Annotated in this window: 27 protein-coding genes; 15 read left to right on the top strand and 12 right to left on the bottom strand. The window is 72.3% G+C overall.

What is annotated here, in order from left to right; all coding sequences use genetic code 11:
• Window positions 1-9: 9 nt before the first annotated feature.
• The 5 genes from sigE to ACK1X7_RS30540 all read left to right on the top strand — a co-directional run bounded on the left by sigE (window position 10) and on the right by ACK1X7_RS30540 (window position 5283).
• Window positions 10-828, top strand: a complete 819-nt coding sequence (sigE, locus tag ACK1X7_RS30560; protein ID WP_385149919.1) for an RNA polymerase sigma factor SigE — start codon at window positions 10-12, stop codon at window positions 826-828.
• Window positions 825-1742, top strand: coding sequence for an anti-sigma factor family protein (locus ACK1X7_RS30555; RefSeq protein WP_385149884.1), 918 nt, complete (start codon window positions 825-827; stop codon window positions 1740-1742). The genes sigE and ACK1X7_RS30555 overlap by 4 nt, the downstream gene beginning before the upstream one ends.
• A 426-nt stretch (window positions 1743-2168) precedes the next feature.
• Window positions 2169-3935 (top strand): trypsin-like peptidase domain-containing protein, encoded by a 1767-nt coding sequence (locus tag ACK1X7_RS30550; protein WP_413115889.1) that lies wholly within the window; start codon window positions 2169-2171, stop codon window positions 3933-3935.
• 99 nt (window positions 3936-4034) lie between these two features.
• Window positions 4035-4505 carry a sec-independent translocase gene (locus ACK1X7_RS30545; protein WP_385149890.1) on the top strand — a complete coding sequence of 157 codons (471 nt, stop codon included), beginning with the start codon at window positions 4035-4037 and terminating at the stop codon, window positions 4503-4505.
• A 118-nt stretch (window positions 4506-4623) separates the two neighbouring features.
• Window positions 4624-5283, top strand: a complete 660-nt coding sequence (locus ACK1X7_RS30540; protein ID WP_413115888.1) for a hypothetical protein — start codon at window positions 4624-4626, stop codon at window positions 5281-5283.
• 99 nt (window positions 5284-5382) lie between these two features.
• On the opposite strand, the gene ACK1X7_RS30535 is transcribed toward ACK1X7_RS30540, so the two are convergent.
• The 3 genes from ACK1X7_RS30535 to ACK1X7_RS30525 are packed head-to-tail and all read right to left on the bottom strand — an operon-like array spanning window position 5383 to window position 8384.
• On the bottom strand, window positions 5383-6537 hold the full coding sequence (locus ACK1X7_RS30535) for an Mrp/NBP35 family ATP-binding protein (protein ID WP_382958006.1): 1155 nt from the start codon (window positions 6535-6537) through the stop codon (window positions 5383-5385).
• A 58-nt stretch (window positions 6538-6595) separates the two neighbouring features.
• Complete coding sequence (locus tag ACK1X7_RS30530) at window positions 6596-7111, bottom strand: DUF1003 domain-containing protein (RefSeq protein ID WP_385149896.1); 516 nt, start codon at window positions 7109-7111, stop codon at window positions 6596-6598.
• Window positions 7101-8384 (bottom strand): magnesium transporter MgtE N-terminal domain-containing protein, encoded by a 1284-nt coding sequence (locus ACK1X7_RS30525; RefSeq protein ID WP_385149899.1) that lies wholly within the window; start codon window positions 8382-8384, stop codon window positions 7101-7103. Before ACK1X7_RS30525 ends, ACK1X7_RS30530 begins: the two co-directional genes overlap by 11 nt.
• 187 nt (window positions 8385-8571) lie before the next feature.
• Between ACK1X7_RS30525 and ACK1X7_RS30520 the strand changes: the two genes are divergently transcribed.
• Complete coding sequence (locus ACK1X7_RS30520) at window positions 8572-9321, top strand: hypothetical protein (RefSeq protein WP_385149902.1); 750 nt, start codon at window positions 8572-8574, stop codon at window positions 9319-9321.
• Between the two features lie 154 nt (window positions 9322-9475).
• Here ACK1X7_RS30520 and ACK1X7_RS30515 read toward each other — a convergent pair whose 3' ends face one another.
• Window positions 9476-10021 carry a hypothetical protein gene (locus ACK1X7_RS30515; RefSeq protein WP_216345923.1) on the bottom strand — a complete coding sequence of 182 codons (546 nt, stop codon included), beginning with the start codon at window positions 10019-10021 and terminating at the stop codon, window positions 9476-9478.
• 85 nt (window positions 10022-10106) lie between these two features.
• Between ACK1X7_RS30515 and ACK1X7_RS30510 the strand changes: the two genes are divergently transcribed.
• Complete coding sequence (locus tag ACK1X7_RS30510; RefSeq protein WP_390792063.1) at window positions 10107-11066, top strand: DMT family transporter; 960 nt, start codon at window positions 10107-10109, stop codon at window positions 11064-11066.
• Window positions 11067-11139: 73 nt separating this feature from the next.
• Here ACK1X7_RS30510 and ACK1X7_RS30505 read toward each other — a convergent pair whose 3' ends face one another.
• On the bottom strand, window positions 11140-12240 hold the full coding sequence (locus ACK1X7_RS30505) for a magnesium and cobalt transport protein CorA (protein WP_385149908.1): 1101 nt from the start codon (window positions 12238-12240) through the stop codon (window positions 11140-11142).
• 450 nt (window positions 12241-12690) lie between these two features.
• Between ACK1X7_RS30505 and ACK1X7_RS30500 the strand changes: the two genes are divergently transcribed.
• From ACK1X7_RS30500 to ACK1X7_RS30485, 4 genes are all read left to right on the top strand, one after another.
• Window positions 12691-13296, top strand: coding sequence for a suppressor of fused domain protein (locus ACK1X7_RS30500; protein WP_385149910.1), 606 nt, complete (start codon window positions 12691-12693; stop codon window positions 13294-13296).
• Window positions 13297-13385: 89 nt separating this feature from the next.
• Complete coding sequence (locus ACK1X7_RS30495) at window positions 13386-14027, top strand: DUF6758 family protein (protein WP_211123774.1); 642 nt, start codon at window positions 13386-13388, stop codon at window positions 14025-14027.
• A 159-nt stretch (window positions 14028-14186) separates the two neighbouring features.
• Complete coding sequence (locus ACK1X7_RS30490) at window positions 14187-15041, top strand: PHP domain-containing protein (protein WP_385149913.1); 855 nt, start codon at window positions 14187-14189, stop codon at window positions 15039-15041.
• 115 nt (window positions 15042-15156) lie between these two features.
• Window positions 15157-15762 (top strand): MarC family protein, encoded by a 606-nt coding sequence (locus ACK1X7_RS30485; protein ID WP_385149916.1) that lies wholly within the window; start codon window positions 15157-15159, stop codon window positions 15760-15762.
• A 75-nt stretch (window positions 15763-15837) separates the two neighbouring features.
• Here the strand turns inward: ACK1X7_RS30485 and ACK1X7_RS30480 are convergent, their stop codons facing one another.
• The gene (locus ACK1X7_RS30480; protein ID WP_014054732.1) at window positions 15838-15990 is read right to left on the bottom strand and encodes a hypothetical protein; all 153 of its coding nucleotides are present in this window, start codon (window positions 15988-15990) and stop codon (window positions 15838-15840) included.
• Between the two features lie 216 nt (window positions 15991-16206).
• Between ACK1X7_RS30480 and ACK1X7_RS30475 the strand changes: the two genes are divergently transcribed.
• Window positions 16207-17136 carry an NYN domain-containing protein gene (locus tag ACK1X7_RS30475; RefSeq protein ID WP_413115887.1) on the top strand — a complete coding sequence of 310 codons (930 nt, stop codon included), beginning with the start codon at window positions 16207-16209 and terminating at the stop codon, window positions 17134-17136.
• Between the two features lie 76 nt (window positions 17137-17212).
• Here ACK1X7_RS30475 and ACK1X7_RS30470 read toward each other — a convergent pair whose 3' ends face one another.
• A complete protein-coding gene (locus tag ACK1X7_RS30470; RefSeq protein WP_385158192.1) occupies window positions 17213-18079 on the bottom strand; it encodes an alpha/beta fold hydrolase in 867 nt (288 codons plus the stop codon).
• A gap of 112 nt (window positions 18080-18191) precedes the next feature.
• Window positions 18192-20591 (bottom strand): DEAD/DEAH box helicase, encoded by a 2400-nt coding sequence (locus ACK1X7_RS30465; protein ID WP_390792060.1) that lies wholly within the window; start codon window positions 20589-20591, stop codon window positions 18192-18194.
• Window positions 20592-21054: 463 nt separating this feature from the next.
• Here ACK1X7_RS30465 and ACK1X7_RS30460 point away from each other — a divergent pair, with 463 nt between their 5' ends.
• Complete coding sequence (locus tag ACK1X7_RS30460; protein WP_216347611.1) at window positions 21055-21867, top strand: ferritin-like fold-containing protein; 813 nt, start codon at window positions 21055-21057, stop codon at window positions 21865-21867.
• A gap of 152 nt (window positions 21868-22019) precedes the next feature.
• On the opposite strand, the gene ACK1X7_RS30455 is transcribed toward ACK1X7_RS30460, so the two are convergent.
• The 4 genes from ACK1X7_RS30455 to ACK1X7_RS30440 all read right to left on the bottom strand — a co-directional run bounded on the left by ACK1X7_RS30455 (window position 22020) and on the right by ACK1X7_RS30440 (window position 24003).
• Window positions 22020-22292 carry a hypothetical protein gene (locus ACK1X7_RS30455; RefSeq protein ID WP_385158268.1) on the bottom strand — a complete coding sequence of 91 codons (273 nt, stop codon included), beginning with the start codon at window positions 22290-22292 and terminating at the stop codon, window positions 22020-22022.
• 206 nt (window positions 22293-22498) lie between these two features.
• Window positions 22499-22726: a DUF3107 domain-containing protein gene (locus ACK1X7_RS30450; RefSeq protein WP_014054738.1), complete on the bottom strand. Its 228-nt coding sequence runs from the start codon at window positions 22724-22726 to the stop codon at window positions 22499-22501.
• Window positions 22727-22993: 267 nt separating this feature from the next.
• A complete protein-coding gene (locus tag ACK1X7_RS30445) occupies window positions 22994-23635 on the bottom strand; it encodes a TetR/AcrR family transcriptional regulator (RefSeq protein ID WP_014054739.1) in 642 nt (213 codons plus the stop codon).
• A gap of 137 nt (window positions 23636-23772) precedes the next feature.
• The gene (locus tag ACK1X7_RS30440; RefSeq protein ID WP_385155247.1) at window positions 23773-24003 is read right to left on the bottom strand and encodes a hypothetical protein; all 231 of its coding nucleotides are present in this window, start codon (window positions 24001-24003) and stop codon (window positions 23773-23775) included.
• Window positions 24004-24221: 218 nt separating this feature from the next.
• Here ACK1X7_RS30440 and ACK1X7_RS30435 point away from each other — a divergent pair, with 218 nt between their 5' ends.
• The gene (locus ACK1X7_RS30435; RefSeq protein ID WP_385155250.1) at window positions 24222-25256 is read left to right on the top strand and encodes an alpha/beta fold hydrolase; all 1035 of its coding nucleotides are present in this window, start codon (window positions 24222-24224) and stop codon (window positions 25254-25256) included.
• A complete protein-coding gene (locus tag ACK1X7_RS30430; RefSeq protein ID WP_390792058.1) occupies window positions 25240-26748 on the top strand; it encodes a DUF3152 domain-containing protein in 1509 nt (502 codons plus the stop codon). Before ACK1X7_RS30435 ends, ACK1X7_RS30430 begins: the two co-directional genes overlap by 17 nt.
• Window positions 26749-26751 lie beyond the last annotated feature (3 nt).

Raw genomic sequence — 26751 nt, 5'->3', positions numbered from 1 at the left:
GAGGTGGATATGGTAGGGGCTCTACTGGAGACCACCAGAGCCGACAGGGGAGGTGCGGCTGCGGCCGGTGACCGGCGAGTGCTGAAGCGCTTTCGCAGGTCAGTGGGCGAGCCGAAATCCGTGACCAACACCGCTGACCGTTCTCGCCCCCGTAGCCCAAAGGGCACGGGAGGTGCGCCCCTCGCCGAGCCCGCCACCACCGCGACCTTCGCCACGGACGCGGACGCGCCGGCGTGGACGCCTCCTACCTGGGAGGAGATCGTCAGCACGCACAGCGCACGGGTCTACCGCCTTGCCTACCGGCTCACCGGTAACCAGCACGACGCCGAGGATCTCACCCAGGAGGTGTTCGTCCGCGTCTTCCGCTCGCTGTCGACGTACACCCCGGGCACCTTCGAGGGCTGGCTGCACCGCATCACCACCAATCTCTTCCTCGACATGGTCCGCCGTCGGCAGCGCATCCGCTTCGACGCCCTCGGCGAGGACGCGGCGGAGCGGCTCCCCAGCCGCGAGCCCTCTCCCCAGCAGCACTTCAACGACACCCACTTCGACGCCGATGTGCAGCAGGCGCTGGACACCCTGGCCCCGGAGTTCCGCGCCGCCGTGGTGCTCTGTGACATCGAGGGGCTGTCGTACGAGGAGATCGCGGCCACCCTGGGCGTCAAGCTGGGCACCGTGCGCAGCCGCATCCACCGCGGCCGCTCGCATCTGCGCAAGGCGCTCCAGCACCGTGCCCCCGCGGCGCGGACCGGCCAGCAGCATGAGGTCGCCGCGGTGGCGCCGCGTGTCACGGCCCCCCGGCTGAGCGGGGAGGTCGGAATCGCGTGACCCGATCAGGCGGTCCGTCCCCCGCCGAGCAGCATCTCGGCGACCGCCTTGCGGCTCTGGTCGACGGTGAGCTGGGGCATGACGCGCGTGAGCGCGTCCTCGCCCATCTCGCCACCTGCTGCAAGTGCAAGGCGGAAGCCGATGCTCAGCGTCGGCTGAAAAACGTGTTCGCCCAGACGGCGCCCCCGGCACCGTCCGAGGGCTTTCTGGCGCGTCTCCAGGGCCTGCCGGCCGCGGGCGACGACGGTATGGGCGGCTCCCCCTTCGGGGGTCCGAGCGTCTTCGGCCCGCGCGAGATGCGCGGCGCCCCACGGGACATCCGTGAGGTGCGCGACGTCCGGGAGCCGGAGGAGAGACGGGAGCGGGCGTTCGCCTTCGTGCCCGCGATGCCCCCGGGCACCGCGATCGCACCGGCGGCATCGGCCCGTGCCTCACGTCAGCGCGGCTTCAGGATCCATGAGGTCGAGCGCCCCGCCCCGCGCCGCAGGTTCGCCTTCGCGGCGGCCGGAGCGGTCTCGCTGGCGGCCTTCGCGCTCGGCGCGGCCCTTCCGCTGGACGCGGCGGTCGACCCCCCGGGAAGTTCGGCCGACGGTGCCGACACCGCGGTCGCCCCGGTCGACGCCGCCGTGAGCACGGGCGTCCGGGAGCGGACCCGCCAGGAGGTGGGGCTGATGGCCACCACGGACACCCGGACGGGCACCCCGTCCCCGACGGCCACCCCGCATCCACCGGCCCTGCGCCAGCCCGTCGGGGCGGCCCTGAATCCGCTGATACAGCCGATTCTCTCGGTCACCGAGCTGCTGCGGACGGCGAACTCCACACCCCCGGCCCCCGCGCCGACCCAGTTGGAGGTCCCGTCCCGGCCCACATCGGGCGGCTCGCCGTATCTGGGGTTCAGCGCGCCCCCGAAGTAGTACGACGGCGGTGACGGCGCGATGTCGCCGGCCGCCCGTCTCTTTGCCGATCATGACAAGGTCTTCTCGTCCGCCCTGCGCGAGCGATGGCGGACCTGATTGAATCGGCTCCGGGCAGCGCGGCTCGGCCTCACCGGCCGGGACACCCACCGGGGTAAGCCGAAGGGTGCTTGGCCTTGCCGGCCGGGGGGCATTCCCAACGGTGGCTGGGGTAAGCCGAAGGGCGCCGTAGTGTGTCCGGGTGTTTGGGCTTACCGGCGAGTGAGCCGAAGGGGCGCGTCGCTGTCGAAAGGGAGAGCGCGCGCAGGGAGCGAGGGACGAGCGACCGAGCACGGTCGACCGTCGACGGGGGGCACCTCCCAGCGGTAGCTGGGGGAGACTGAGGCGCCCCGGAGGCGAACCGAGCCTCTAAAAAAGAGGGAGATCATGGACGAGCCGAAGGCTCCCAAGCCGAAGTGGTGGAGCCGCCCGGGCGCCGCACGACCCGGCGACCGGCCGAGCGACGCGGCGGAGGGCGCCGAGGAGCGTACGGAGGCCGCCGCCGCCCAGGCGCCGCCGGAGCCGGTGGACGCGCCCATGGAGGGCCACGCGCCCGAGGAGCCGGCGTCCCGGCCGTTGCACGAGCCCGACCCGTACAGCACCCCGCCCTACGGCGGCCCCGGGCCCTGGGCCCCGGCCCCGCCCGTCCAGCATCCGGCGGCGACCCCCGCACAGGGCACGCATGTCCCGCCCGGGATGGCCCAGGCGCCGCCCCCGGCCCCCGGCATGGCCCAGGCGCCACCCCACCAGACGCCGCCCCAGGCCCCTGTGACGCCCCAGGCGCCGCCCCAGGCCCCCGGGATGACCCCGCCCCACGGCACCACCGTGCCGCCCGCCGCCGGCCCCGTGCCGGGGCAGAGCGCGCCCGCGCCCATGCCGTCGCACCCCGGGATGACCCCGCCGCACGGCACACAGCCCCCTGTGGGGTCCGCGGATCCCCACCACCCTGCCCCGATGGCGCAGCCCGCCCCGACCGCCCAGTGGCGCGGCTACGACCCCTGGACCGTGGTCCCGCCCGCCGCGCCCAAGACGCCGAAGGCGGTCTCCCGCCGCGGCGCCTGGATCGCCGTGCTGCTGATCGCCCTGGTCGCGGGGTGCGTCGGCGGCGGCATCGGCGCGTACGCGGAGCGGGACAACGCCTCCGGGGGCGTCGATGTGAAGCTGCCGCAGGCCCCGGTCGAGAAGGAGGCCAGGGCCCCGGGCAGCGTCGCCGGGATCGCCGCCAACTCGCTGCCCGGCGTGGTGACCATCCATGTGCGCGGCAGCTCGGAGGAGGGCACCGGCACCGGCTTCGTCCTCGACAAGCAGGGCCATATCCTCACCAACAACCATGTCGTCCAGCCCGCCGGCGCGGACGGCGACATATCGGTGACGTTCAACAGCGGCCAGGACGCCAAGGCCGAGATCATCGGCCGCGACACCGGCTATGACCTGGCGGTCGTCAAGGTCGACCGCGTCTCCGGGCTCACCCCGCTGCCGCTGGGCAACTCCGACTCCGTGCGCGTCGGCGACCCCGTCGTGGCCATCGGCGCCCCCTTCGACCTGGCGGGCACCGTCACCTCCGGGATCATCAGCGCCAAGGAGCGCCCCATCACCGCGGGCGGCGAGAAGGAGGACGGCAGCGACGTCAGCTATGTCGACGCGCTCCAGACCGACGCCCCGATCAACCCGGGCAACTCGGGTGGCCCCCTGGTCGACCGCAAGGGGCGGGTCATCGGGATCAACAGCGCGATCCGGGCGGCCGACGACGGCTCCGGCCTCGGCGGCGGCCAGGGCGGCAGCATCGGCCTGGGCTTCGCCATCCCGATCAACCAGGGCAAGCGGGTCGCCGAGGAGCTGATCAACACCGGGAAGGCCACCCATCCGGTGATCGGCGTGACCCTCGACATGGGCTACACGGGCGACGGCGCCCGGGTGAACACCAAGGGCGCGGGCAGCGGCCCGCCGGTCACCCCCGGCGGCCCCGGCGACAAGGCGGGGATCAGGGCCGGTGACGTGATCACGGAAGTGGACGGCGTCCCGGTGCACAGCGGACAGGAGCTGATCGTGAAGATCCGCAGCCACCGCCCCGGTGACCGGCTCGCGCTCACCGTCGAGCGCGGCGGTAAGAAGCGCACCGCGGAGCTGACCCTGGGTTCGGCGAGCAGCGGCTGACGCCCGTTGTTGGCCCGGCCGTCTCCCGCGCCGGCTCCGCCGCCAGGTACGGTGTTCAGTGGCCCAGGCCGGGGCCCAGACGTCTTGAGGAGCTGCAAGGTGTTGGACATAGGACCTCTCGAGTTTGTCGCGCTCGTTGTCCTTGCGGTGCTCGTCTTCGGCCCGGACAAGCTCCCGAAGGTGATTCGGGATGTGTCGCAGTTCATCCGGAAGATCCGGGAGTTCTCCGACAACGCCAAGGAGGACATCCGCTCCGAGCTGGGGCCGGAGTTCAAGGACTTCGAGTTCGAGGACCTCAACCCCAAGACCTTCGTGCGCAAGCATGTGATGGACTCCGATGAGCTCGGCCTGAAGGAGATCCGCAACGGCTTCGACCTCCGTAAGGAGATGGCGGAGGTCGCCGACGCGGTGCACGGCCGGGAGAGTGATCCGTCGCAGGGCTCTTCAGGGGCTTCCGGCACCACCCCGCCGTCCCTGTCCAAGGGCGACTCCAGCACGCCTGACCTGCTGCGCAAGCGCGAGGAGCCGAGCCGCGAGGAGCGTCCGCCTTTCGACTCCGACGCCACTTGATCCCCCCGTATGCCCGGCCTGGTTGACCCGTATGGCTATCCTCCCTTTGTCCGGGGTGAGGGTCGCCCGAGGGGGGCGGGCCGCCCACAACGCAGGGCAATGAGGAGGCCGCGCGCACATGGAGACCACGGGTCGGCTAGGGGAACGAGGGGTGGCAGCGGCTGCGCAGGGGATGCCCGCCGATGCCCGGCGGAGCGTCGACGGCTATCTGATGGCCGGCTTCCCCTGGTACGGGCTTGACGAGGCGTTCACCGGCCCCCGCTGGCTGATGCAGGTGGGCGCGGCGGCCGACGGCATCGTCGAGTACGGCTCGACCGGCCATGGCGAGGAGCCGTCCCTGAAGGTCGAGACCGATATGGACCAGCAGCGCTTCACGGTGGTCGTCACCGTCGCCAGCCGCCCGGGGCGGGACAGCGCCGACGGCACCGGCAAGCTGGAGGCCACCTCGGTCTCCTCCGCCGCCTGGCTGGCCGGCTCCGGTCTGTTGTCGTGCACCTGGCCGACGCGGATGGAGCGGGCGCTGCGCCAGGACTGGCTGGACCAGCAGACCGCGATCGCCTGGGAGCTGGCGGACGATCTGGATGGCGAGAGCTGGTCGCAGCTCTCGCTCCCGGTGGACGGGGTGCCGACCGACTTCCACTACCGCGAGTCGGAGTACGGCTGGGTGCTGGCCGGAACGGCGGGCGAGGACGTGCACATCGGGGCGTACGGGCGCGGGGTGAGCGCCTACGGCCTGGGGTTCGCGGTGGTCAAGGACATCACCCGCTACGACTCGTAAGGCATCCGCCAACGGCTCAGGGGCGGCTTCCCGGGGAAGCCGCCCCTGAGCCGTGAGGCCGTGGCCGGGCAAGCCGTGAGGCCGTTGCCTGGCGAGCGCTCAGAACTTGTTGCGCGGGGTGACGCCCAGCGACATGCCCGCGAGGCCGCGCTGCCGTCCGCCGATCTTGCCCGCGATCGCCTTGAGCGCGCTGCCCGCCGGGGAGTCGGGGTCGGTCAGCACGACCGGCTTCCCCTCGTCGCCGCCCTCGCGCAGCCGTACGTCGATCGGGATGGAGCCCAGCACCGGCACCGTCGTGCCGGTGGTCCGGCTGAGCCCGTCGGCGACCACCTGGCCACCGCCGGTGCCGAAGACGTCGACCATCTCGTCGCAGTGCGGGCAGGGCAGCCCGGACATGTTCTCCACCACGCCGACGATCTTCTGATGGGTCTGGACGGCGATGGCGCCGGCCCGCTCGGCGACCTCGGCGGCGGCCTGCTGCGGCGTCGTCACCACCAGGATCTCGGCGTTGGGCACGAGCTGGGCGACGGAGATCGCGATATCGCCGGTGCCCGGGGGGAGGTCGAGGAGCAGCACATCGAGGTCGCCCCAGTAGACATCGGCCAGGAACTGCTGGAGCGCGCGGTGCAGCATCGGGCCGCGCCAGACCACCGGGGCGTTCCCGGGGGTGAACATCCCGATCGAGATCACCTTCACGCCGTTCGCCGACGGCGGCATGATCATGTTCTCGACCTGGGTGGGCCGTCCGTCGGCGCCCAGCATCCGGGGCACCGAGTGGCCGTAGATGTCGGCGTCCACCACGCCGACCTTGAGCCCGTCGGCGGCCATCGCGGCGGCCAGGTTGACCGTCACCGACGACTTGCCGACGCCGCCCTTGCCGGAGGCCACCGCGTAGACCCTGGTCAGCGAGCCGGGCTTGGCGAAGGGCACCTCGCGCTCGGCCTGGCCACCGCGGAGCGAGGTGGCCAGCTCACGCCGCTGCTCATCGCTCATCACATCGAGTTCGACCGTGACCCCGGTCACGCCCTCGACCCCGGCGACCGCCGTCCGTACGCTGCTGGTGATCGTGTCCCGCATCGGACAGCCGGAGACTGTGAGGTAGACCACCACGGCGACCGAGCCATCCGCCGCGATCTCGACGGATTTGACCATGCCGAGGTCGGTGATCGGCTTGTGGATCTCCGGGTCGTTGACCGTCGCGAGCGCGGCGCGTACCGCGTCTTCGCTCGGCGCTGGGAGGGTGTCGGTAGCCATACGGAGATGGTACGGCGCCGCGGGCGGGAGGCGGGATGGCCGTCGGCGGTCGCGTACCTCACTCGGCCGGGGGTTCGCCGTGAACGGCGGGCCGCGGGGCGCTCCGACCGCCGTCCGGCCCCTGGCGCAGGTCCTCCAACTGGTCGCGGAGCCAGTCGCGGGTGGCGACCTCGCCCAGACCCGTCCGCAGTGCCGCGATCTCCCGGGTGAGGAACTCGGTGTCGGCGATCGACCTTTCGTTCCGCTTGCGGTCCTGTTCGAGGTTGACGCGGTCGCGGTCGGCCTGGCGGTACTGGGCCAGCAGGATCAGCGGGGCGGAGTACGACGCCTGGAGCGAGAGCATCAGCGTCAGGAAGATGAACGGGAACGGGTCGAACCGCAGCCGCTGCGGCGCCAGGGTGTTCCAGGCCAGCCATAGGGCGACGAAGGCGGTCATCCAGGCGATGAACCGCCCGGTGCCCAGGAAGCGCGCGATCCGCTCGGACGCCCTGCCGAACGCCTCGGGGTCCCAGCGCGGCAGCGGGCTGCGGCGCCGCGCCTTGGGCCGGTCCAGCCGGATGCCCTCACCGTCCATCGGCGGCCTCCGGCAGGGCCATCCCGGCGTACAGCTCGCGCTCCCGCCAGTCGGAGGGCAGCAGATGGTCCAGCACGTCGTCGACCGTCACGGCACCGAGCAGGGAGCCGGTCTCGTCCACGACGGGCGCCGCGAGCAGGTTGTAGGTGGCCAGATGGCCGGCGACGACGGGCAGCGGGGTGTCCGGCGGCAGTGTCGGCAGATCGGTGTCGACGGACGCCCCGACGAGGGTGAACGGCGGGTCGCGCAGCAGCCGTTGGAAGTGGATGATGCCCAGATAGCGGCCGGTGGGCGTCTGGTCGGGCGGGCGGCACACATAGACCTGGGCGGCGAGCGCGGGCGTCAGATCCTGGTCGCGCACCCGGGCGAGCGCGTCCGCGATGGTGGCGTCCGGGCGCAGCACGATCGGCTCGGTCGTCATCAGACCGCCCGCCGACCCCTCCTCGTACGACATCAGCCGCCGCATGTCCGCCGCGTCGCGGGGGCGCATCAGGTCCAGCAGCCGCTCCTTGTCGGGCTCGGGGAGCTCGGAGAGCAGATCGGCCGCGTCATCGGGGTCCATGGCCTCCAGGACGTCGGCCGCGCGCTCCTCCTTGAGCTTGCCGAGGATCTCCACCCGGTCGTCGTCGGGCAGCTCCTCCAGGACGTCCGCGAGCCGCTCGTCGTCCAGGGCCGCCGCAACCTCGCCCCGGCGCTTCGCGGACAGATGGTGCAGCACATTGGCCAGGTCGGCGGGGCGCAACTGCTCGAAGGTGGCCAGCAGGTTCTCCGCGCCCTGGCCCTGCTCCTCCAGCGAGAATCCGGTGACCGCCGACCAGTCCACGGTCAGTGCCTCGCCGCGGCGGCGCAGCGCGCCGGTCTTGCCGCGGCGTACGAAGACCTTGTCGACCTCCCACTCCCGGCGCGCGGGCAACTGGGTCATCGCCACGTCGAGGACCGTCACCGGCTCGCCGGTCTCGACCACCCGCACCGTGCGGTCGAGCAGTTCGCCGAGGACCAGGGTCTCGGTGGGGCGCTGTTCGAAGCGGCGCATATTGAGCACGCCGGTGGTGATGACCTGGCCGGACTCCACGCCGGTCACCCGCGTCATGGGCAGGAAGATCCGGCGGCGGCCGATCACCTCGACCACCAGGCCGAGCACCCGCGGCGGGCGGCCGGCCAGTCGCAGCATCGCCACGACATCGCGCACCCGCCCCACCTGGTCGCCGTTCGGGTCGAAGACGGCGACGCCCGCGAGATGCGAGACAAAGACCCGGGGGGCGCCTGCCGGCATGCCCTGCCTCCCCTCGTATATGGGGTTTTATGGTCATTCAAGGTAATGATCCGCTCTTCACCGGGTTCAGGCTAACGTGCCCGCACCTGCCCTGCCGCCGGGCGAGGGCGGTACGGCACCCTGCGGACACCGGGGGACGGCACCGGTACGCTGCCCTACTGCACCGGCATCAGGAGGCAGAGCGGACGTGCGCACCCGGAACAGGGCTGTCGTTGCGGCGATGTGCGCGGGGTTGGCCGCCACGCTCGCCGCGTGTGGCGGCGGCGGTGGGGAGCAGGACCCCGACGCGGGGACCAACGGCGTGGGAAAGCTCCCCGCCACGAAGATCGAGAGCAAGACCCGTCAGGCGGTCGCCGGCGCGAGTTCGGTACGGCTCTCCGGCACGCTCGTCACCCAGGGAGCCACCTACAAGCTGAACATGCGCCTCAAGGCCGACGGCGGCACCGGCCAGGTCTCCACCAAGGGCTCCAGCTTCGAGCTGCTGCGCGTCGGCAAGGAGCTCTACCTCAAGGCCGACGCGGGCTTCTGGTCCCACGACGGCGGGGACGAGGGACACGGCGGCGCGGCCGACGCGGCCGGGAAGCTGGACGACAAGTATGTGAAGGTCCCCTCCGGCGACCCCTCCTACCAGCGGCTCAGCGGTTTCACCGATATGAAGCTGCTGCTGGACGGCTTGCTCGGCCTGCACGGCAAGGTCGCCACGGGCGACCACGGGCGGGTGGGCGGCGTACGGACGATCCGCATCAGCGCCGGTAAGGCCGGTGAGGGCGGATCGCTCGATGTCTCCCTGGAGGGCCGGCCCTATCCGCTGCGGCTTCAGCGGGCGGGCGGCGCGGGCGTGATCCAGCTCGCGGACTGGAACAAGGGCTTCGAGCTCGCCGCCCCGGAGAAGGGCCATGTGCTCGACTACGGGCAGCAGATCCCGGAGGCGCCGTAGTCGGCCCCGTGAGCGCCGTGGTCGCGAGCGCGTCCGTAAGGGCGGCCAGGGCGCGCCCTTGACGTCCTGAAGCCAGGGTGCGGCCTTACCGCGTCCTTGAAGCCAGGACGTGGCCTTACCCGGCGTCAGAAGCTACGGCATCCGGCGTCAGAAGCTACGACGCGTCCTTACGGGCGTCACGGGCGCGCTTCTTGCGGCGGGCGAGGAGCTTCGGGAGCGCCGCCGGGATCGGTTGGCGGGTGGTCGCGGGGGACGGTAGCGGGGTCGCCGCCAGGGAGCCGGTGGGGTGTTCGGCGAGCGCCCCGGGCGCGGGCTCCAGCCGCAGCACCCGGCATTCGCGCGCCCAGCGCTCCGCGATGTGGTCGGCGTCCGGCGCGTTCAGCCGCTTGCCCTTGAGCTCGTCGACCACCGCGGTCCACGCCTCGCCGCCCGGGGCCAGTTCGACCACCCGCGCGGGCCAGCCGACCAGCCGCCCGCCCTTGTCCTTGCTGCGCACGGTCACCGTGGCGCTTCCGCCGTCGGTCAGCCCGAGGCCCTGGAGGGGCTGCTCCTGGGGTCCGTCCCCGACGAGGCAGACCGCGCCCTCGTGCCAGATGTGCCACAGGGCGCGCGGGGCGCCCTCGGTGCCCTGGACCCAGATGAGGGCGGACTTCTTGGCCGCCTCCTCGACAAGGGCACGGTCCATCGGCGTCTGCGTCATGCCGACAGCCTAGGCCAGTCGCCAACTCGTCCCAGCCTGTGAAAGGTCAGTTCCGTCTTATGCTCATGCGCCTTACCCTGGCGCCGTGCCCACCGCCCGTGCCGCGCGCACCCCAGCCCACCCCGCCGCCCCCGCCGCATCCGGTGACGGCGGTCGTCCCGGTGGTGGCGTTCCCGTCGATATCGCGCTCCTTACGGTCGCCATCGCCGGTGTCTCGCTCTCCGCGCCGCTGGCCGCCGCGACGGTGGCGCCCGCGCTCGCCATCGCCTTCTGGCGCAACGCCATGGCGGTGGGCGCGCTCACCCCGTTCGCGCTGTGGCGCCACCGGGGCGAGCTGCGCGGAATGGGCCGCCGGGCGGCGCTGCTGTCGGTCGGGGCGGGAGCGCTGCTCGCGGTGCACTTCGGCGCCTGGCTGCCGAGCCTGCATATGACCTCCGTGGCCTCCTCCACCGCGCTGGTGACCACGACCCCCATCTGGACGGCGCTGCTGCTGCGGCTGCGCGGCCACCGCCCGCCCACGCTCGCCTGGGTGGGCATGGGGCTCGCGATCCTCGGTGTGGTGATCCTCACCGGGGTCGATCTGTCCGCTTCCCCGCGCGCCCTGCTGGGCGACGCACTCGCGCTGCTGGGCGGGGTGGCGGCGGCCGGGTATGTGCTGCTCGGGGCGGAGGTGCGGCGTTCGGTGAGCACCACCGCGTACGCCTATGTCTGCTACGCCACCACCAGCGTGCTCCTGCTGCTGACCTGCCTGGTGGCGGGCGCGCGGCTCGGCGGCTACAGCGGCACCACCTGGCTTCAGCTTGCCGTGCTGACGGTCACCGCGCAGTTGCTGGGGCACACCCTCATCAACCGGGTGGTCAAGGGCCTCGGCCCCTCCATCACCTCGACCGCGATCCTGCTGGAGACGCCCGGGGCGGCCCTGATCGCGGCCCTGTGGCTGGGCCAGATGCCGCCCGTGGCCTCCTACCCCGCGCTCGCGGTGATCCTCGGCGGGCTCGCGCTGGTCATCATGGCGGACGGCAGGAAGCCGCGCCCGGGCCGGTGAAGGTCCCCTCGGACGGGCCCGGCCGACAGGGGCCCGTCCGTCCGCGGTCCGGCCCTGCGGCCGGGCGTCGTCCTTACAGCCAGCCGTTGCGCTTGAAACCGCGGTGGATCGCGAAGCAGATGCCCACCGTGACGACGAGCACGGTCGGGTAGCCGAACTTCCAGCGCAGCTCCGGCATGTAGTCGAAGTTCATGCCGTAGATCCCCGCGATCATCGTCGGCACGGCGAAGATCGCCGCCCAGGACGTGATCTTCCGCATGTCCTCGTTCTGCGCGACCGTGGCCTGCGCCAGATTGGCCTGGAGGATCGAGTTCAGCAGGTCGTCGAAGGCCAGCACCTGCTCGTTGACCCGGGCAAGATGGTCCGCGACATCCCGGAAGTACTTCTGGATGTCCGGGTCCACCAGCCGCATCGGCCGCTCGCTCAGCAGTTGCATCGGCCGCAGCAGCGGCGAGACGGCCCGCTTGAACTCAAGGACCTCGCGCTTGAGCTGGTAGATCCGGCCCGCGTCGCCGCCCCGCCGGGAGGTCGCGGCCGAGAAGACATCGATCTCGACCTCGTCGATGTCGTCCTGGACCGCGTCGGCGACCGCGAGATAGCCGTCGACGACCTGGTCGGCGATGGCGTGCAGCACCGCGGAGGGGCCCTTGGCGAGCAGCTCGGGGTCCTGCTGGAGCCGGTGGCGCAGGGCGCGCAGCGAGCCCTGGCCGCCGTGCCGCACGGTCACGATGAAGTTCCGGCCGGTGAAGCACATCACCTCACCGGTCTCCACCACCTCGCTGGTCGAGGTGAGTTCGGCGTGCTCGACATAGTGGATGGTCTTGAAGACGGTGAAGAGGGTGTCGTCGTACCGCTCCAGCTTGGGCCGCTGATGGGCCTGCACCGCGTCCTCGACCGCCAGCGGGTGCAGCCCGAACTCCTGGGCGATCCCCGCGAACTCGCGCTCGGTGGGCTCATGCAGCCCGATCCAGGCGAATCCGCCCCCTTCGCGGACCCGCTCCATGGCCTGTGCCGGGCTCACGTGGTCACTGACCCGCTTGCCGTCGCGGTAGACCGCGCAGTCGACCACGGCGCTGGTGACCGACGGGTCACGCGTCGCGTCGTAGTCACTGGAGTTACGGGTGCGGCGCAGCGCGGGGCGGACGGCTGCACGCAGGTCACGGATCATCGACATGACGGGCTCCTTCACGGGCCGGCCGTCAGCGGCGGGCGCGCGGCGCAGCGCTGCGCCCGGAAGGTGGACGTACGACACCCGGTGCCCGTACGTCCGCAAAGCGGGCGGCGCTCCGTGCGATGGCGCTGACGGAAGTTCTTCGGAACTGAACAAAGCGGTACGAAGGCGCTCTACCGTCAGATGCCCTGGATGCGAGATGGCTTCGCGTGTTTCACCGCCGGGGGGCGGGGTACGGAAGGCTTCAGATCATTGAAGTCGCATACCAAGGGGAAACGACGGGAGAACTGTCGGTACTGCACGGTCGACTAGGATCCACCGCAGCCCCACCTCCTCCGGCCGGTCCCCCGTGAGGGACGACGTGTAACTCCCTGGGCAGGGATTAAGGCTATCAGTCGGCAGAACCGTTACGTCGCCGCTTTGCCCGTTCGATACGCGATCTATGCTCACCGCATGTCAGACGTTCTTGAGCTGGTCGAGGCCCGGTTGATCACCGCGCTGGGCGAGCCGGATGCCCGCGCGGCCATCACTTTCGTCGGTACGGACCGCATTGACGTGCTGCGATTCCGGGACGAGAGCGATGTCATCCGCTACGCCACCCTCGGTATGTCGGACCGTCCGATGACCAGCCCGACCGCCGCCGTCGCCGATCCCCTGCGCGGGCCGCGCGCCGAGCTGGTGCTGACCGTGAGGACCGGCGGCCGCGGTCCCGACCTCGCCGTCCTCGACGAGGTGCTCCGCCCGCTCGCCGTGCTGGCCGCCTCCCCCCAGGTCGAGGGGGTCGTGGTGACCCCCGGCGCATCGCTGGAGCTCGGCGGGCCGCTGTGGCCCGGGGCGTCCTTCAGCTCCGTCCTGGTCGCCGAACCGGGCGGCCTGGTCGAGGACTTGGAGCTGTTGGAGCCGATGGAGCCGGTGCGCTTCCTGCCGATGCTGCCGATGACCGCGAACGAGGCGGCATGGAAGCGGGTGCACGGCGCCGGCGCCCTCCAGGACCGCTGGCTGCGGCACGGTACGGATCTGCGCGACCCGGTGCGGGCCGGGGTACCGCTGACGGGCTGAGGCCCGTCAGGGCATCTCCTGCGGGAAGTGACCTCCGGACGGGTGATCGTCCTTGACGCGACGACGACCGGGGAGGACCGTGGGGGCCTATGAGGGGCGAACCCAGTTGCCCGAAATGCGGTGGCCGGGTGCGAGCACCCGGTCTCTTCGCCGACTCCTGGCAGTGCGGAGTGCACGGCACGGTGCACCCCCTCCAGCCGGTCGTTCCGCCGAGCGTCGAAGCGCTCGTGGTGGTCACCAACCGCGCCCGGGTGCCCGTATGGATGCCGTGGCCGCTGCCCGTGGGCTGGCTGTTCACCGGTGTGGCCTGCGCCGGGGACGACCGTAGCGGTGGCCGCGCCACCGCCGTGGCCTGCTCCGGACCCGGACCGCTGGGCGGCCCGGGGGAGCTGCTGCTGATCGCCGAGGAGCTGGGCGTCGGGCTCGGCGCGCGTTTCGCGGGCATCCCGGGGCCCGATCCGGGGCCGGGGATGCGGGTCGACAAGCCGCCGCATGTCAAGGTGCTGGCCGCCGGGCGGCCCACCCCGCTGTGGCATGTCGAAGGCACCCCGGACGACCGCGCCGTCTTCGCGGGCGAGGCGTGCGGGCTGTGGCTGTGGGCGGTCGTCTGGCCCGAGCAGACCGGGCTGCTGATGTACGACGAGATGGTGCTCACCGATCTGCGGGACGCGGGGGCCGAGGTCGACCTGGTGCCCTGCGGGGCGCTCTCACCGAGGCTGCTCTCACCCTGAGCCGCGTCGCCGCCCGAGCCTTACCGCCCGAGCTTCGTCGTCGGAGTCCTAGACCGTGGCTCCAGCGCGGGTCAAGGGGGGCTGCCCCGGGCGTCACCGGGCGTGGTTATGCTGAGGCGTCCCATCCGACCGTCCCGAACGCAGCTTGGAGCCCGTGCCGTGCGCATCGATCTGCACACCCACTCCACTGCCTCGGACGGTACGGACACCCCCGCCGAGCTGGTGCGCAATGCCGCCGCCGCGGGGCTGGACGTCGTCGCGCTCACCGACCACGACACCGTCGGCGGCCATGCGGAGGCGACGCGGGCGCTGCCCTCCGGGCTGACGCTGGTCACCGGCGCCGAGCTGTCCTGCCGCCTGAACGGGGTGAGCCTGCACATGCTGGCGTACCTCTTCGATCCGGCCGAGCCCGAGCTGGCGGCCGAGCGCGAGCTGGTGCGCGACGACCGGGTGCCCCGGGCCCAGGCGATGGTCGCGAAGCTGCGCGAGCTGGACGTGCCGATCACCTGGGAGCGGGTGGCGGAGATCGCCGGGGACGGGGCCGTCGGACGGCCGCACATCGCCACCGCGCTGGTCGAGCTGGGCGTCGTGGAGAGCGTCTCGGACGCCTTCACCCAGGACTGGCTGGCCGACGGCGGCCGGGCGCATGTGGAGAAGCACGAGTCGGACCCCTTCGAGGCGATCCGGCTGATCAAGGGCGCCGGCGGGGTCGCGGTCTTCGCGCATCCGCTGGCCGTCAAGCGGGGCCAGTGCGTACCGGAGAGCGCGATCGGCGAGCTGGCGGCGGCCGGTCTCGACGGTATCGAGGTCGACCACATGGACCACGACGAGGACACCCGTACGCGGCTGCGCGGCCTCGCCGCCGATCTCGGTCTGCTCACCACCGGCTCCAGCGACTATCACGGCAGCCGTAAGACCTGTCGGCTCGGCGAGCACACGACCGATCCCGAGGTCTACGGGGAGATCGTGCGCCGGGCGACCGGGGCCTTCCCGGTGCCGGGCGCGGGCGGCTGAGCGCGCCCCTCCCTTCTCTCACCTCTCCTTCTCCCACCTCCCCTTCTTCCGCTTCCCCTCATTTCCCGTACCGCATCAGCGCGCACCGCTGCTCGTCCCCGCAAGGCCATTCACCGTGTTCGACACCGCCGTCTTCGGCTCCCTCTTCCTCACCCTGTTCGTGATCATGGACCCGCCGGGCATCACACCCATCTTTCTCGCGCTGACCTCGGGCCGTCCGGCCAAGGTGCAGCGCCGGATGGCGGGCCAGGCGGCGGCCGTCGCCTTCGGCGTCATCGCCGTCTTCGGTATCGGCGGTCAGCAGATCCTCGACTATCTGCATGTCTCCGTCCCCGCGCTGATGATCGCGGGCGGGCTGCTGCTCCTGCTGATCGCTCTCAGTCTGCTGACCGGTAAGAGCGACGAGCCGAGCCAGACCAAGGACGTCAATGTGGCGCTCGTCCCGCTCGGCATGCCGCTGCTGGCCGGGCCGGGCGCGATCGTCTCGGTGATCCTCGCCGTGCAGCACGCGTCCGGGCTCGCCGATCAGGTGGCGGTGTGGTCCGCGATCGTGGCCATGCATATCGTGCTGTGGCTCACCATGCGCTACTCGCTGCTGATCATTCGCGTGATCAAGGAGGGGGGAGTGGTGCTGGTCACCCGGCTGTCCGGGATGATGCTCTCCGCCATCGCGGTCCAGCAGATCATCAACGGGGTCCTCCAGGTGGCCCATACCGCCTGACATGACACAAGCGCCCCCGTACCGTCGCGGTACGGGGGCGCTCGACGCTCTGTGCTGCTGGAGGGCCTTATGGCACTACCGGGCGGCGGTCTCGGCTGGACGGATGTAGATGCGCTGGCCGATAGCGGCGGCCTGCTGCACGATCCGGTTGACGGAGGCGGCGTCTACGACGGTGCTGTCGATGGCGCTGCCATCGACATCGTCAAGGCGCATGATCTCGAAGCGCAAGTGGCTTCTCCCTTCGTCTGATCCTCCTGAAGGAGAACTGATGTGTACGGAGTCGCGCAGCTTCGCTGCCGCGCCCTCCTGTACGTGTTCAACGAGAGGGTCCCCCAAAAACATTCCCTACGCTAATAAAATTTTTTCGCAGCCTAAGTATCTGCTGGTGGCCGGTGCGGGGTCCGGTTGTGCCTCTCGCGCGGCCGCCCGGAGAATGAGCCGCGTATGAGTGAAGCGATGCCTCCGGGCCAACCAGACCTCGTCTCGATCGTCGCGGGCATCGAGCGCACCAACGAGCTGCTTCAGCGCGTGCTCGCCGAGGTCGCGACCACGCCCTCGACGCACGCGATCTTCGTGGACGCGGGATATGTCTACGCGGCAGCAGGCCGGCTCGTCGCGGGCACGGAGGACCGCCGCGCGTTCGAGCTGGACGCCGAGGGGCTCATCGAGGCGTTCATCGACAAGGCGCGCACGATCTTCCCGGACAGCAGGCTGCTGCGCGTCTACTGGTTCGACGGCGCCCGGCGCCGGATCCACACCCCGGAGCAGCAGAGCATCGCGGAGCTGCCCGACGTCAAGGTCCGGCTCGGCAACCTCAACGCCAACAACCAGCAGAAGGGCGTCGACTCGCTCATCCGCTCCGATCTGGAATCCCTCGCCCGCCACCGCGCCATCGGGGACGCCGTGCTGATCGGCGGCGACGAGGACCTGGTGTCCGCCGTCGAGGCGGCCCAGGGCTACGGGGCACGCGTCCATCTGTGGGGCATCGAGGCCCTCGACGGGCGCAACCAGGCCGAGCCGCTGCTGTGGGAGGTCGACAGCCAGCGCACCTTCGACCTCGACTTCTGCAAGCCGTACGTCACCCGGCGGGCCAGCGGCTACGAGCTGAACGGCGACTCGCCGCTGTGCGGACCCGCCCCGACCCGGGACGAGGTGCGCTTCGTCGGGGCGCAGATCGCCGCCCAGTGGCTGTCCGCACGCGGCCGCGAGACGCTCGCGGAGCTGCTGCCGGGCCATCCGTATCTGCCCGGCTCCGTGGACCAGGAGCTGCTGATCGACGCGGAGGGGCTGCTGCGGCTCTCGCTGCGTGCCCATGCCGATCTGCGGCGCGCCCTGCGGGATGGCTTCTGGGAGCATCTTCAGGCGCAGTACTGACCCTTTCCGGGCTGCCTTCTCGGTCCGCGTCGCCTTGGCCCAAGTCGCTCAGCCCACGTCGCTCAGCCCACGTCGCTCAGCCCACGTCGCGCCAGAAGGCGGTCAGGGCGTCGGCGGTGGGATGGGCCCGCTCGGCGTTGGGGGAGTGCCCGGCACCCTCGATCACGGTCCGGCGGGCGGCCAGCCGTCCGGCCATCTCGTCGATCAGCGGCACCGGCCAGGCGTAGTCCGACTCACCGGAGATCACATGGGTGCGCAGCCGCAGCGCCGCCAGCTCATCCACCCGGTCCGGCTCGGCGGCGAGCTGCCGCCCGGTGACGATGAGCTGCTCCGGTACGGTCCCGAGCCAGCGCTGATGCAGGAACTCCGCCACCCCGGGGGGTGTCGCCGCGTCGGCCGCCTCGGGCGGATCCAGCTCGCGCATCGCCTGCCATACGGACTCCATGTCCATCACGGTCAGCGCGTCGATCAGCAGCTTGATCCGGGCGCACTGCGGGGCGGAGATCGCCGCCGGGCCGGAACTCATGATCGTCAGCGAGGCGAACGCCCCCGGGTCGCGCAGTACGGCCGCCCGCGCGATCAGCCCGCCGAGCGAGTGCCCGAGCAGATGGACCGGGTCCTCGGTCGCCGCGCTCAGGGCGGTGGCCTGCGCGAGCAGGTCCTGGGCCAGCTCGTCCTGGGCGTACACGGCCTCCTTACGGGGGCCAGGACTCTCGTGCTGCCCCCGCCCGTCGATGGCGACGGCCCGGAAACCGGCCGAGGAGAGCGGCTCCAGCAGCGCGATGAAGTCCTCCTTGCTCCCGGTGAACCCCGGGACCAGCAGGACGGTCCCGCGTGCGGCCGAAGCGGGCCGCGCGTCATGGACGGCGAACTCCCCGCGCGCGGTCCGGAGGCGGTACGCGCGGGCGCCCGCGGGCAGTGTGAGAAAGGGCGGCCTGCTCATGGGATGAGGCTATACAGGTCGCGGGAAACGGTACGTGAACGTCCAGGGGCCCGCCCTGCGGTGTCGCGGAACGGGCCCCTGACCATGCCATGCGCTGTGGCGCGGTCGCGCGTCAGCCCTCGGCCGTCGCCTCTACGGCCTCGGCGGCCTTGGCGCGCGTACGGCGCCGGGGCTTGGCCGGCGCGGCCTCGGCGCCGGCCTCGTCCGCGGCCGGTGCCGCCGTGGCGGCCTTGGCGCGGGTCCGGCGCGGCTTGGCGGGGGCCTCGGTGGCCTCCGTCTCGGGCTGTGCGTCGGCGGTGTCGGCCTTGGTGGCGGCGCGGGTGCGGCGTCGGGGCGTGGCCGCCTTGGCCGTGCCCTCGGCCGTGTCCACAGCGGCCTCCGCGGCCTCGGCGGCCTTGGCGCGCGTACGGCGCCGAGGCTTGGCTGCCTCGGTGGCCTCGGCGGTGCCTTCGGCGGTCTCGACAGCGGCTTCCGCGGCCTTCGTGGCCTTGGCGCGGGTGCGCCGCGGCTTGGCGGGGGCCTCGGTGGCCTCCGTCTCGGGCTGTGCGTCGGCGGTGTCGGCCTTGGTGGCGGCGCGGGTGCGGCGTCGGGGCGTGGCCGGCTCGGCGGTGCCCTCGGCCGTGTCCACAGCCGCTTCCGCGGCCTCGGCGGCCTTGGCGCGGGTGCGACGGCGCGGCTTGGCGGGGGCCTCCACGGCCTCCGGCTGTGCCTCGACGGTCTCGGCGGCGTTCACCGCGTCCGTCGTGCCCTCGGCCGTTTCCACGGCGGTCCGGGCCGCGTCGGTGGCCTCGGCGGCCTTGGCGCGGGTACGGCGGCGCGGCTTGGCGGGTGCCTCTACGGCAGCCTCCGTGGCCTCCACCGTCGTCACCGCGGTCTCCGCCGACTCGACGGCGACGGCGCTCGCGGACTCCTGCGCGGCGCTCTCGACGCCCTTAGTGCCCTCGGCCGTCTCGACGGCCGCTGTCGCGGCCTCGGCGGTCCTGGCGGCGCCCCGGGTGCGGCGGCGGCGCGGCTTCGCGGCAGCCTCGGCGGGCTCCGCCTCCGGCTGGGCCGCCTCCGCCGTGTCGACGGCGGCCGTGGCCGCCTCGGGGTGGGCCGTCGCCGCACCGCCGCGCGTACGGCGGCGTCGGCGGGGCCGACGGGGCTCGGTGGCACCCTCGGCGGTGTCGGCGGCGGACTCGGCCGCCGCCGCGCCCTCCGGGGCGCCCGTGCCGTCCGTGGACAGACCGCCACGGGTGCGACGGCGTACCCGGCGGCCCCGCGCCGGACGCTCCTCCGTGGCCGGAGCGGCGGCCCGGCGGCCGCGGCCACCCCGGCCTCCGGTCTCGCCCAGGTCCTCGATCTCCTCGGCGGCGAGCCCGGCCCGGGTGCGCTCACCACGCGGGAGCACACCGGTGGTGCCCTCGGGGATGTTCAGCAGCTCGAAGAGGTGCTCGGAGGTGGAGTACGTCTCCTCCGGCTCATGGAACGCCAGGTCCAGCGCCTTGTTGATGAGCTGCCAGCGTGGGATGTCGTCCCAGTCGACGAGCGTGATGGCGATACCCGAGGCACCCGCGCGACCCGTACGGCCGATGCGGTGCAGATAGGTCTTCTCGTCCTCGGGCGACTGGTAATTGATCACATGCGTGACGCCCTCGACATCGATACCGCGCGCGGCGACGTCGGTGCACACCAGCACATCGACCTTGCCGTTGCGGAAGGCGCGCAGCGCCTGCTCGCGCGCCCCCTGGCCGAGGTCGCCGTGGACCGCGCCGGAGGCGAAGCCACGGCGCGCGAGCTGATCGGCGATGTCGGCGGCGGTCCGCTTCGTACGGCAGAAGATCATCGCGAGGCCGCGGCCCTCGGCCTGAAGCACCCGCGCCACGACCTCCGGCTTGTCCATGGAGTGGGCGCGGAAGACATGCTGGGTGATGTTGGCCACGGTCGCGCCCTCGTCATCCGGCGCGGTGGCGCGGATGTGCGTGGGCTGCGACATATAGCGCCGGGCCAGCGAGATGACCTGGCCCGGCATGGTGGCCGAGAAGAGCATCGTCTGGCGCTTGGCGGGCAGCAACTGGATGATCTTCTCGACGTCGGGCAGGAAGCCCAGGTCGAGCATTTCATCGGCCTCGTCAAGGACGAGCGCCTTCACGGAGGAGAGCCGCAGCTTCTTCTGGCCCGCCAGGTCCAGCAGCCGGCCCGGGGTGCCGACGACCACGTCGACGCCCTTCTTCAGGGCCTCGACCTGCGGTTCGTAGGCGCGACCGCCGTAGATCGACAGGACGCGGACGGCGCGGACCTTGCCGGCCGTCAGAAGGTCGTTGGTCACCTGCTGGCACAGCTCGCGGGTGGGGACGACCACGAGCGCCTGCGGGGCGTCGGTGAGCTGCTCGGGCTTGGCCCGGCCCGCCTCGACGTCCGCGGAGACGACAACGCGCTCCAGCAGGGGCAGGCCGAAGCCCAGCGTCTTGCCGGTGCCGGTCTTCGCCTGGCCGATGACGTCGGTGCCGGAGAGGGCAACCGGAAGCGTCATCTCCTGGATGGGGAACGGGGACGTGATGCCGACGGCTTCCAGGGCCTCGGCCGTCTCGGGGAGGATCCCGAGTTCTCGGAAAGTGGTCAGGATGCTTGCCTCTTCTGTGAGACGCGGCGAGAAGCGGCGAAGGGGGTCGCACGGCGCCCGGGTGCACCGGCCTTGGGGATGGCCGGTTCGGCGCGGGACCACGGCCTTCGCTCGAGCGCTCACGCCGCGAGCGGGTCCCTCCTGCCGTGCGCATAGGTGGTGCGCGCCGCGCGGAGGGCGGTCGGGTTTGGAGCCGATCGGGCCACCGACCGGGCATCCGCATTCGTGGAACAACCCGCCGATACTCGACGGGCGCATTTATCACTGTACCCCGGAAGCACGCATCTGTGACCGGGCCGTCCGATGCGGGGCATCCGTGGGCATGGCTGACCAGGGCCTTCCCCGGGGCGCGGAGCGGGCTATTGTGCGCTCCATGGAGACGCCTGACACGCCTGAGACGCCCGCCGCGACCGCCGGGGACCACGCAGGGGACCGCGCCGGGGACCACGCAGCTTCGGGGGAGGGCGGCGGGGAGAAGGCCCCGGCGCCCACCGGGATCGCCGCCCAGAACTGGGACACGGCGGCCGCCGATCCGCAGTACCGGGCCGCCGTGGTGGATCTGCTCGGCGCCCTCGCCTACGGCGAGCTGGCCGCCTTCGAGCGACTGGCGGAGGACGCCAAGCTGGCGCCCACGCTCGAGGACAAGGCGGAGCTGGCGAAGATGGCGTCCGCCGAGTTCCACCACTTCGAGCGGCTTCGGGGCCGACTCTCGGCGGTCGGCGAGGAGCCGACGGCGGCGATGGAGCCGTTCGCCGCGGCCCTGGACGGGTTCCACCGCCAGACCGCGCCGTCCGACTGGCTGGAGGGCCTGGTCAAGGCGTACGTGGGCGACTCGATCGCCAGTGACTTCTACCGCGAGGTCGCGGCCCGGCTGGACTCCGACACCCGCGATCTGGTGCTCCAGGTGCTCGACGACACCGGCCACGCCTCGTTCGCGATCGAGAAGGTGCGTGCCGCGATCGAGGCCGATCCGCGGGTCGGCGGGCGGCTGGCGCTGTGGGCGCGGCGGCTGATGGGCGAGGCGCTGTCGCAGGCCCAGCGGGTGGTCGCGGACCGCGACGCGCTCTCCACGATGCTGGTCGGCGGGTTGGCGGGCGGCTTCGACCTGGCGGAGGTGGGCCGGATGTTCTCACGGATCACCGAGGCCCACACCAAGCGGATGGCCGCCCTGGGGCTCGCCGCCTGAGCCCTTCCGGCGGATCTTCGCGCCGGTGACTTTCGGCGTCTGGAGCAGGGGGCGCCTCCCGGGGGGCGCCCCTAGCGGTATCCGGGGGCGCGGTGCCAGGCGTCGCGGGCCCGCGAAGAGCTGCCGGGCCTGCCGGACTCGCCGGACAGGGCCTACGCCGGGACCGAACGCCCGCGGCGCGTCCTGGCGGGGCGGATGAGCAGCGACAGCAGGGCAGCGGCGAAGCCGAGCGCGACGATCAGCACGGCGGCGGTGTGCCCCGAGCCCAGCACCGTATGGGTCAGCAGGGCGCCCAGCAGCGCGGCGGCGGGGCCGGTGGACAGGACGAGGCGCCGCGCGGGCAGCCTTCGGGGGAGCCGTTGAAGCGCCCCGTACGCGATGACGAGACCGATCAGTACCGAGGCGAGCGCTTCCCAGAACAGCATTGGCGCGTCCTTCCCGTAAGCGGATCGGAACCGACACGTGATCACGCGTCGGTCGAGCCCGTCCTACCCGCGCCCGAGCGAGGGCAACCCTGCCCACGGGGGCGGTCTGTGGTGCCCGGCGTGCCGGGGGCGTGCGAGCGCGCGCACAAACGGCGGCGGGGTTTGGTGGAAGATCCACCAAACCCCGCCGCCGTCGGCTGAATACGTCAGGCCGCGCCGAAACCGACCTTGCGGGCGCTCGGCTCGCCCAGCTCGATGTAGGCGAGCCGGTCGGCCGGGATCAGGACCTTACGGCCGTGGCTGTCCTCCAGGATCAGCACCTGAGACTTGCCGCCGAGCGCCTCGGCCACCAGGCGCTCGACCTCCTCGGCAGACTGCCCGCTCTCCAAAGTGATCTCGCGGGGCGCGTGCTGCACGCCGATCTTGACCTCCACGGCCTTGTCCCTCCGACGGTCATTTGGGGTAGCGCGGCCATCCGCGCTGTACCCAGCACACACTAGCCGTGCCGGGACACCCGCCGGGGGCCGCGGGCGCACGCCAGAAGCGAACACAGCCGGCGCCCGCGAACACGCCCCTCGCGGCCCCGCGCGCTCAGCGGCCCCGCGCGCTCAGCGGCCCCGCGCGCTCAGTGGCCCCGCGCGCTCAGCGACCCGACCGCTCGCGGTCCCGCTCCCTCGTGGCCGGAAATGGCGCCCGGGCGCTCAGTGGCCGCCTTCGGCCCCGTGCAGCGGGAAGCCCGCGATACCGCGCCAGGCCAGCGAGGTGAGCAACTGCACAGCGGTCTCCCGCGGCACCTCGCTCTCGCTGGAGAGCCAGTAGCGCGCGACCACCTGGGAGATCCCGCCGAGGCCCACGGCCAGCAGCATCGATTCGTCCCTGGACAGCCCGGTGTCCTCGGCGATGACCTCGCTGATCGCCTCGGCGCACTGGAGCGAGACGCGGTCCACGCGCTCGCGCACCGCGGGCTCGTTGGTCAGATCGGACTCGAAGACGAGCCGGAAGGCGCCGCCTTCCTCCTCGACGTAGGCGAAGTACGCCTCCATGGTCGCCGCGACGCGCTGCTTGTTCTCGGTGGTCGAGGCGAGCGCGGTGCGCACCGCGTGCAGCAGGGACTCGCAGTGCTGGTCGAGCAGGGCGAGATAGAGCTCCAGCTTGCCCGGGAAGTGCTGGTAGAGCACCGGCTTGCTGACCCCGGCGCGCTCGGCGATGTCATCCATCGCGGCCGCGTGGTAGCCCTGGGCCACGAAGACCTCCTGAGCGGCCCCCAGGAGCTGATTACGTCGGGCTCGGCGCGGAAGGCGCGTACCCCGTGGGCGCGCCTCGGTCTGCTCGATGGCTGTCACGCCGCCTCCCAATGAATGATCCCTATGCACGATGTCCATCGCGTCCGCCATCGTACTTTTCGGTAACAGCGCGGCGCGCGGTTCGTGCGGAGAATTTCACGGACCGGACTCTATGAAAAGCCCACAAATGACGCAGGTCATCGGTAGTCCTCCTCGTTCACCTCCACCACCCGGGCCTGTTCCGCGCGGTCGGCCTCGTTGGCTTCCACGAGCTCGTCCGCCCTGGGTGGTTCGTCGCGGCGGGCGATCACCTCGCGATGTTGTTCGGCGGCGTCCGCCTCGGGAGCCTCGACGTCGTACACGGCGGTTTCGTCGGCGTTCTCGACGGAGTCCTCGAAGGTATCGGGGTCGGTTGGGTCGATGGACATGTACTCCCCTTCCCTGTGCCCTGTGGCGGCTGCCACTGACGGCCGCCCGTGATGGCCTCCCACTGAGGGCTTACCCACTGGCGACCACTCGTGACTACCCAGGGGCAAGGCGATCGCCCCTGTGACTTACGAGCCTAGGAGAGGTCACTTTCGGACGCTACGCGGTCTGTGAGCGTGAACACACGGTCGCGCGCGTGATCGTCTCGTAACATTGGCGCATGTCTTCGACCGAGCCGCCGGAAGCCCGCTTCGTCGCGGCGGTGCCGCCCGCGAGGTCCGTGCGGGTCGGAGCGGGTGAGAAGCTGCGGACCGCTTCCCTTCCGGGGCTCACGATGACCGTGCGCTGCCGTCCGCCGTCCGCCTCCGGGCTGCCGCCCGCGCTCTTCGTGCACGGCCTCGGCGGCTCCTCGCAGAACTGGTCGGCGCTCATGGAGCTGCTCGCCGACCGGGTGGAGGGCGAGGCGCTCGACCTCCCCGGTTTCGGCGACTCCCCGCCGCCGGACGACGGCAACTACTCCATAACCGCCCACGCCCGCGCCGTGATCCGCTACCTCGACGCGCAGGACCGCGGGCCGGTCCATCTGGTCGGCAATTCGATGGGCGGCTCGATCGCCACCCGCGTCGCGGCCGTGCGGCCGGATCTGGTGCGCACCCTCACCCTTGTCTCGCCCGCGCTGCCCGAGCTGCGCCCGCAGCGCACCGCGGTGCCGACCGGTCTGCTCGCGGTGCCCGGGGTGACCCGGCTGTTCACCCGCATGACGAGGGACTGGGACGCGGAGCGGCGCACCCGCGAAGTGATGTTGCTCACTTTCGGCGACCCGTCCCTTGTCAGCCGGGAGGACTTCGCCTACGCGGTCGAGGAGTTCGAGCGCCGGCTCGCCCTCCCGTACTTCTGGGACGCGCTGAGCCGCTCGGCACGCGGTGTCGTCGACTCGTACACCCTGGGCGGCCAGCACTCTCTGTGGCGCCAGGCCGAGCGGGTGCTCGCCCCGACGCTGCTCGTCTACGGCGGCCGCGACCAACTGGTGTCCGTAAGGATGGCGCAGCGGGCGAACGCCACCTTCCGCGACTCGCGTCTGCTGACGCTGTTGGACGCCGGGCATGTGGCGATGATGGAGTATCCCGAAGCGGTGGCGCGCGGGATGCGCGAGCTGCTCGATGGCGTTGAAGAACGAGATGACCGGGACAGCCGGAAGGCGCGGGGGGCCGTACCGGCGTCCGGCACGGACGGGAGCGGTGCGGCGCGTGGGTAAACACAGCGCACGTGGCAGCCAGGAGGGCCGGGAGCGCCGGTCCGCGGCGGCGGGCTCCGGGCAGGGGCACGGCTCGGGCCCCGAGTTCGTCGAGCACACCGCATCCGGCACGGCCCCGGAGGACGACAGACCGGGCACCGGACGGCGCCGCGCCGCGGCGGGGCCCGGTGCCGTGGATCCCGGGGTGACCCCGCCGCAGGGCGTGCCCAGGCTGCCGTACGGAGCGGGCGGCCCCGGGGCGCGCACCAGGGGCGGGCATCCCGAGCAGCGCGAGGCGGGCGGCGGCTGGGGTGCGGTCGGCGGCCGCGGCGGCGGTCCGGCCGGAGTCAGGGGCCCCGGCGGTCCCGGCGCTCAGCGGCCCCCTTACGGCATGCGCTCCATGAACCCGCCGCAGCGCCCGACCACGGGCGGCACGGGCGGCGCGGCCGGTCTGATGCCCGGCCCGCGCAAGGAGTACGTCGAGGCGTTCGATGCCCCCGACGCACTGGATTGCGACGGCGATGACGTCTTCGCCGCCGGGGCGCCGGGCGGAGTGCCCCCGCAGCGCGGTACGCAGCGGGCGGCCACCCCCTCCGACGGGGTCGGCGGCGGCTCCGGCGGTGACGGCGGGAGCGGACCGGACGACGACGAGACGGGGCCCGGGGGCAAGGGGGTGCGCGGCGTCACCAAGAGCGGTAAGGGGCGCACGTTCACCGGTGTCGCCGCGGCTGCCGTCACCACCGTGCTGGCCGTCGTGGTCGCCGGACAGGTGGCGAGCGGACCGCACGGCGGCGGTAAGACGCAGGCCCAGGGCGGCCCGGAGCGCGGCGACGCCGCCGCCCGCGGCGGTCGCGACTCCCGCGCCGACGATGGCCGCGGGGCGGCCCGCACGGCGAGTCCGGCGGCCCCCGTCACCTACGACGAGAAGATGGCGACCGTCTTCCCGCTCGACGCCAAGCTGCGCGGCTCCGGCTCCTTCCAGGCCGTCGGCGGGCACGACAAGGCCCCCGGCCGGGGCCAGGTGCTGCGCTATCGCGTCGATGTGGAGAAGGGGCTGCCGCTCGACGGCGAGCTGTTCGCCGAGGCCGTGCACAAGACGCTCAACGACGACCGCAGTTGGGGACACGGCGGCGTTCGCACCTTCGAGCGGGTCTCGTCCGGCCATGCGGACTTCGTCATCACCCTCGCGAGTCCCGGGACCACGGCGGTGTGGTGCGCCAAGTCCGGCCTGGACACCACCGAGGACAACGTCTCCTGCGACTCGGCGTCGACCCAGCGCGTCATGATCAACGCCTTTCGGTGGGCGCGGGGCGCCTGGACCTTCGGCCAGGACAAGATGCACTCGTACCGCCAGATGCTCATCAACCACGAGGTCGGCCACCGGCTCGGCCACAACCATGAGATCTGCTCCAAGCAGGGCGCGCTGGCGCCGGTGATGATGCAGCAGACCAAGTTCCTGTCGACGGACGGCGCCACCTGCCGCCCCAACGCCTGGCCGTTCCCCAAGGGCTGACGG

This window comes from Streptomyces sp. CY-1 (genome assembly GCF_047218265.1).
GTDB lineage: Bacteria > Actinomycetota > Actinomycetes > Streptomycetales > Streptomycetaceae > Streptomyces > Streptomyces niphimycinicus.
The sequence above is the reverse complement of the archived record's forward strand: the minus strand, read 5'-3'. Positions and strand labels throughout refer to the sequence as shown.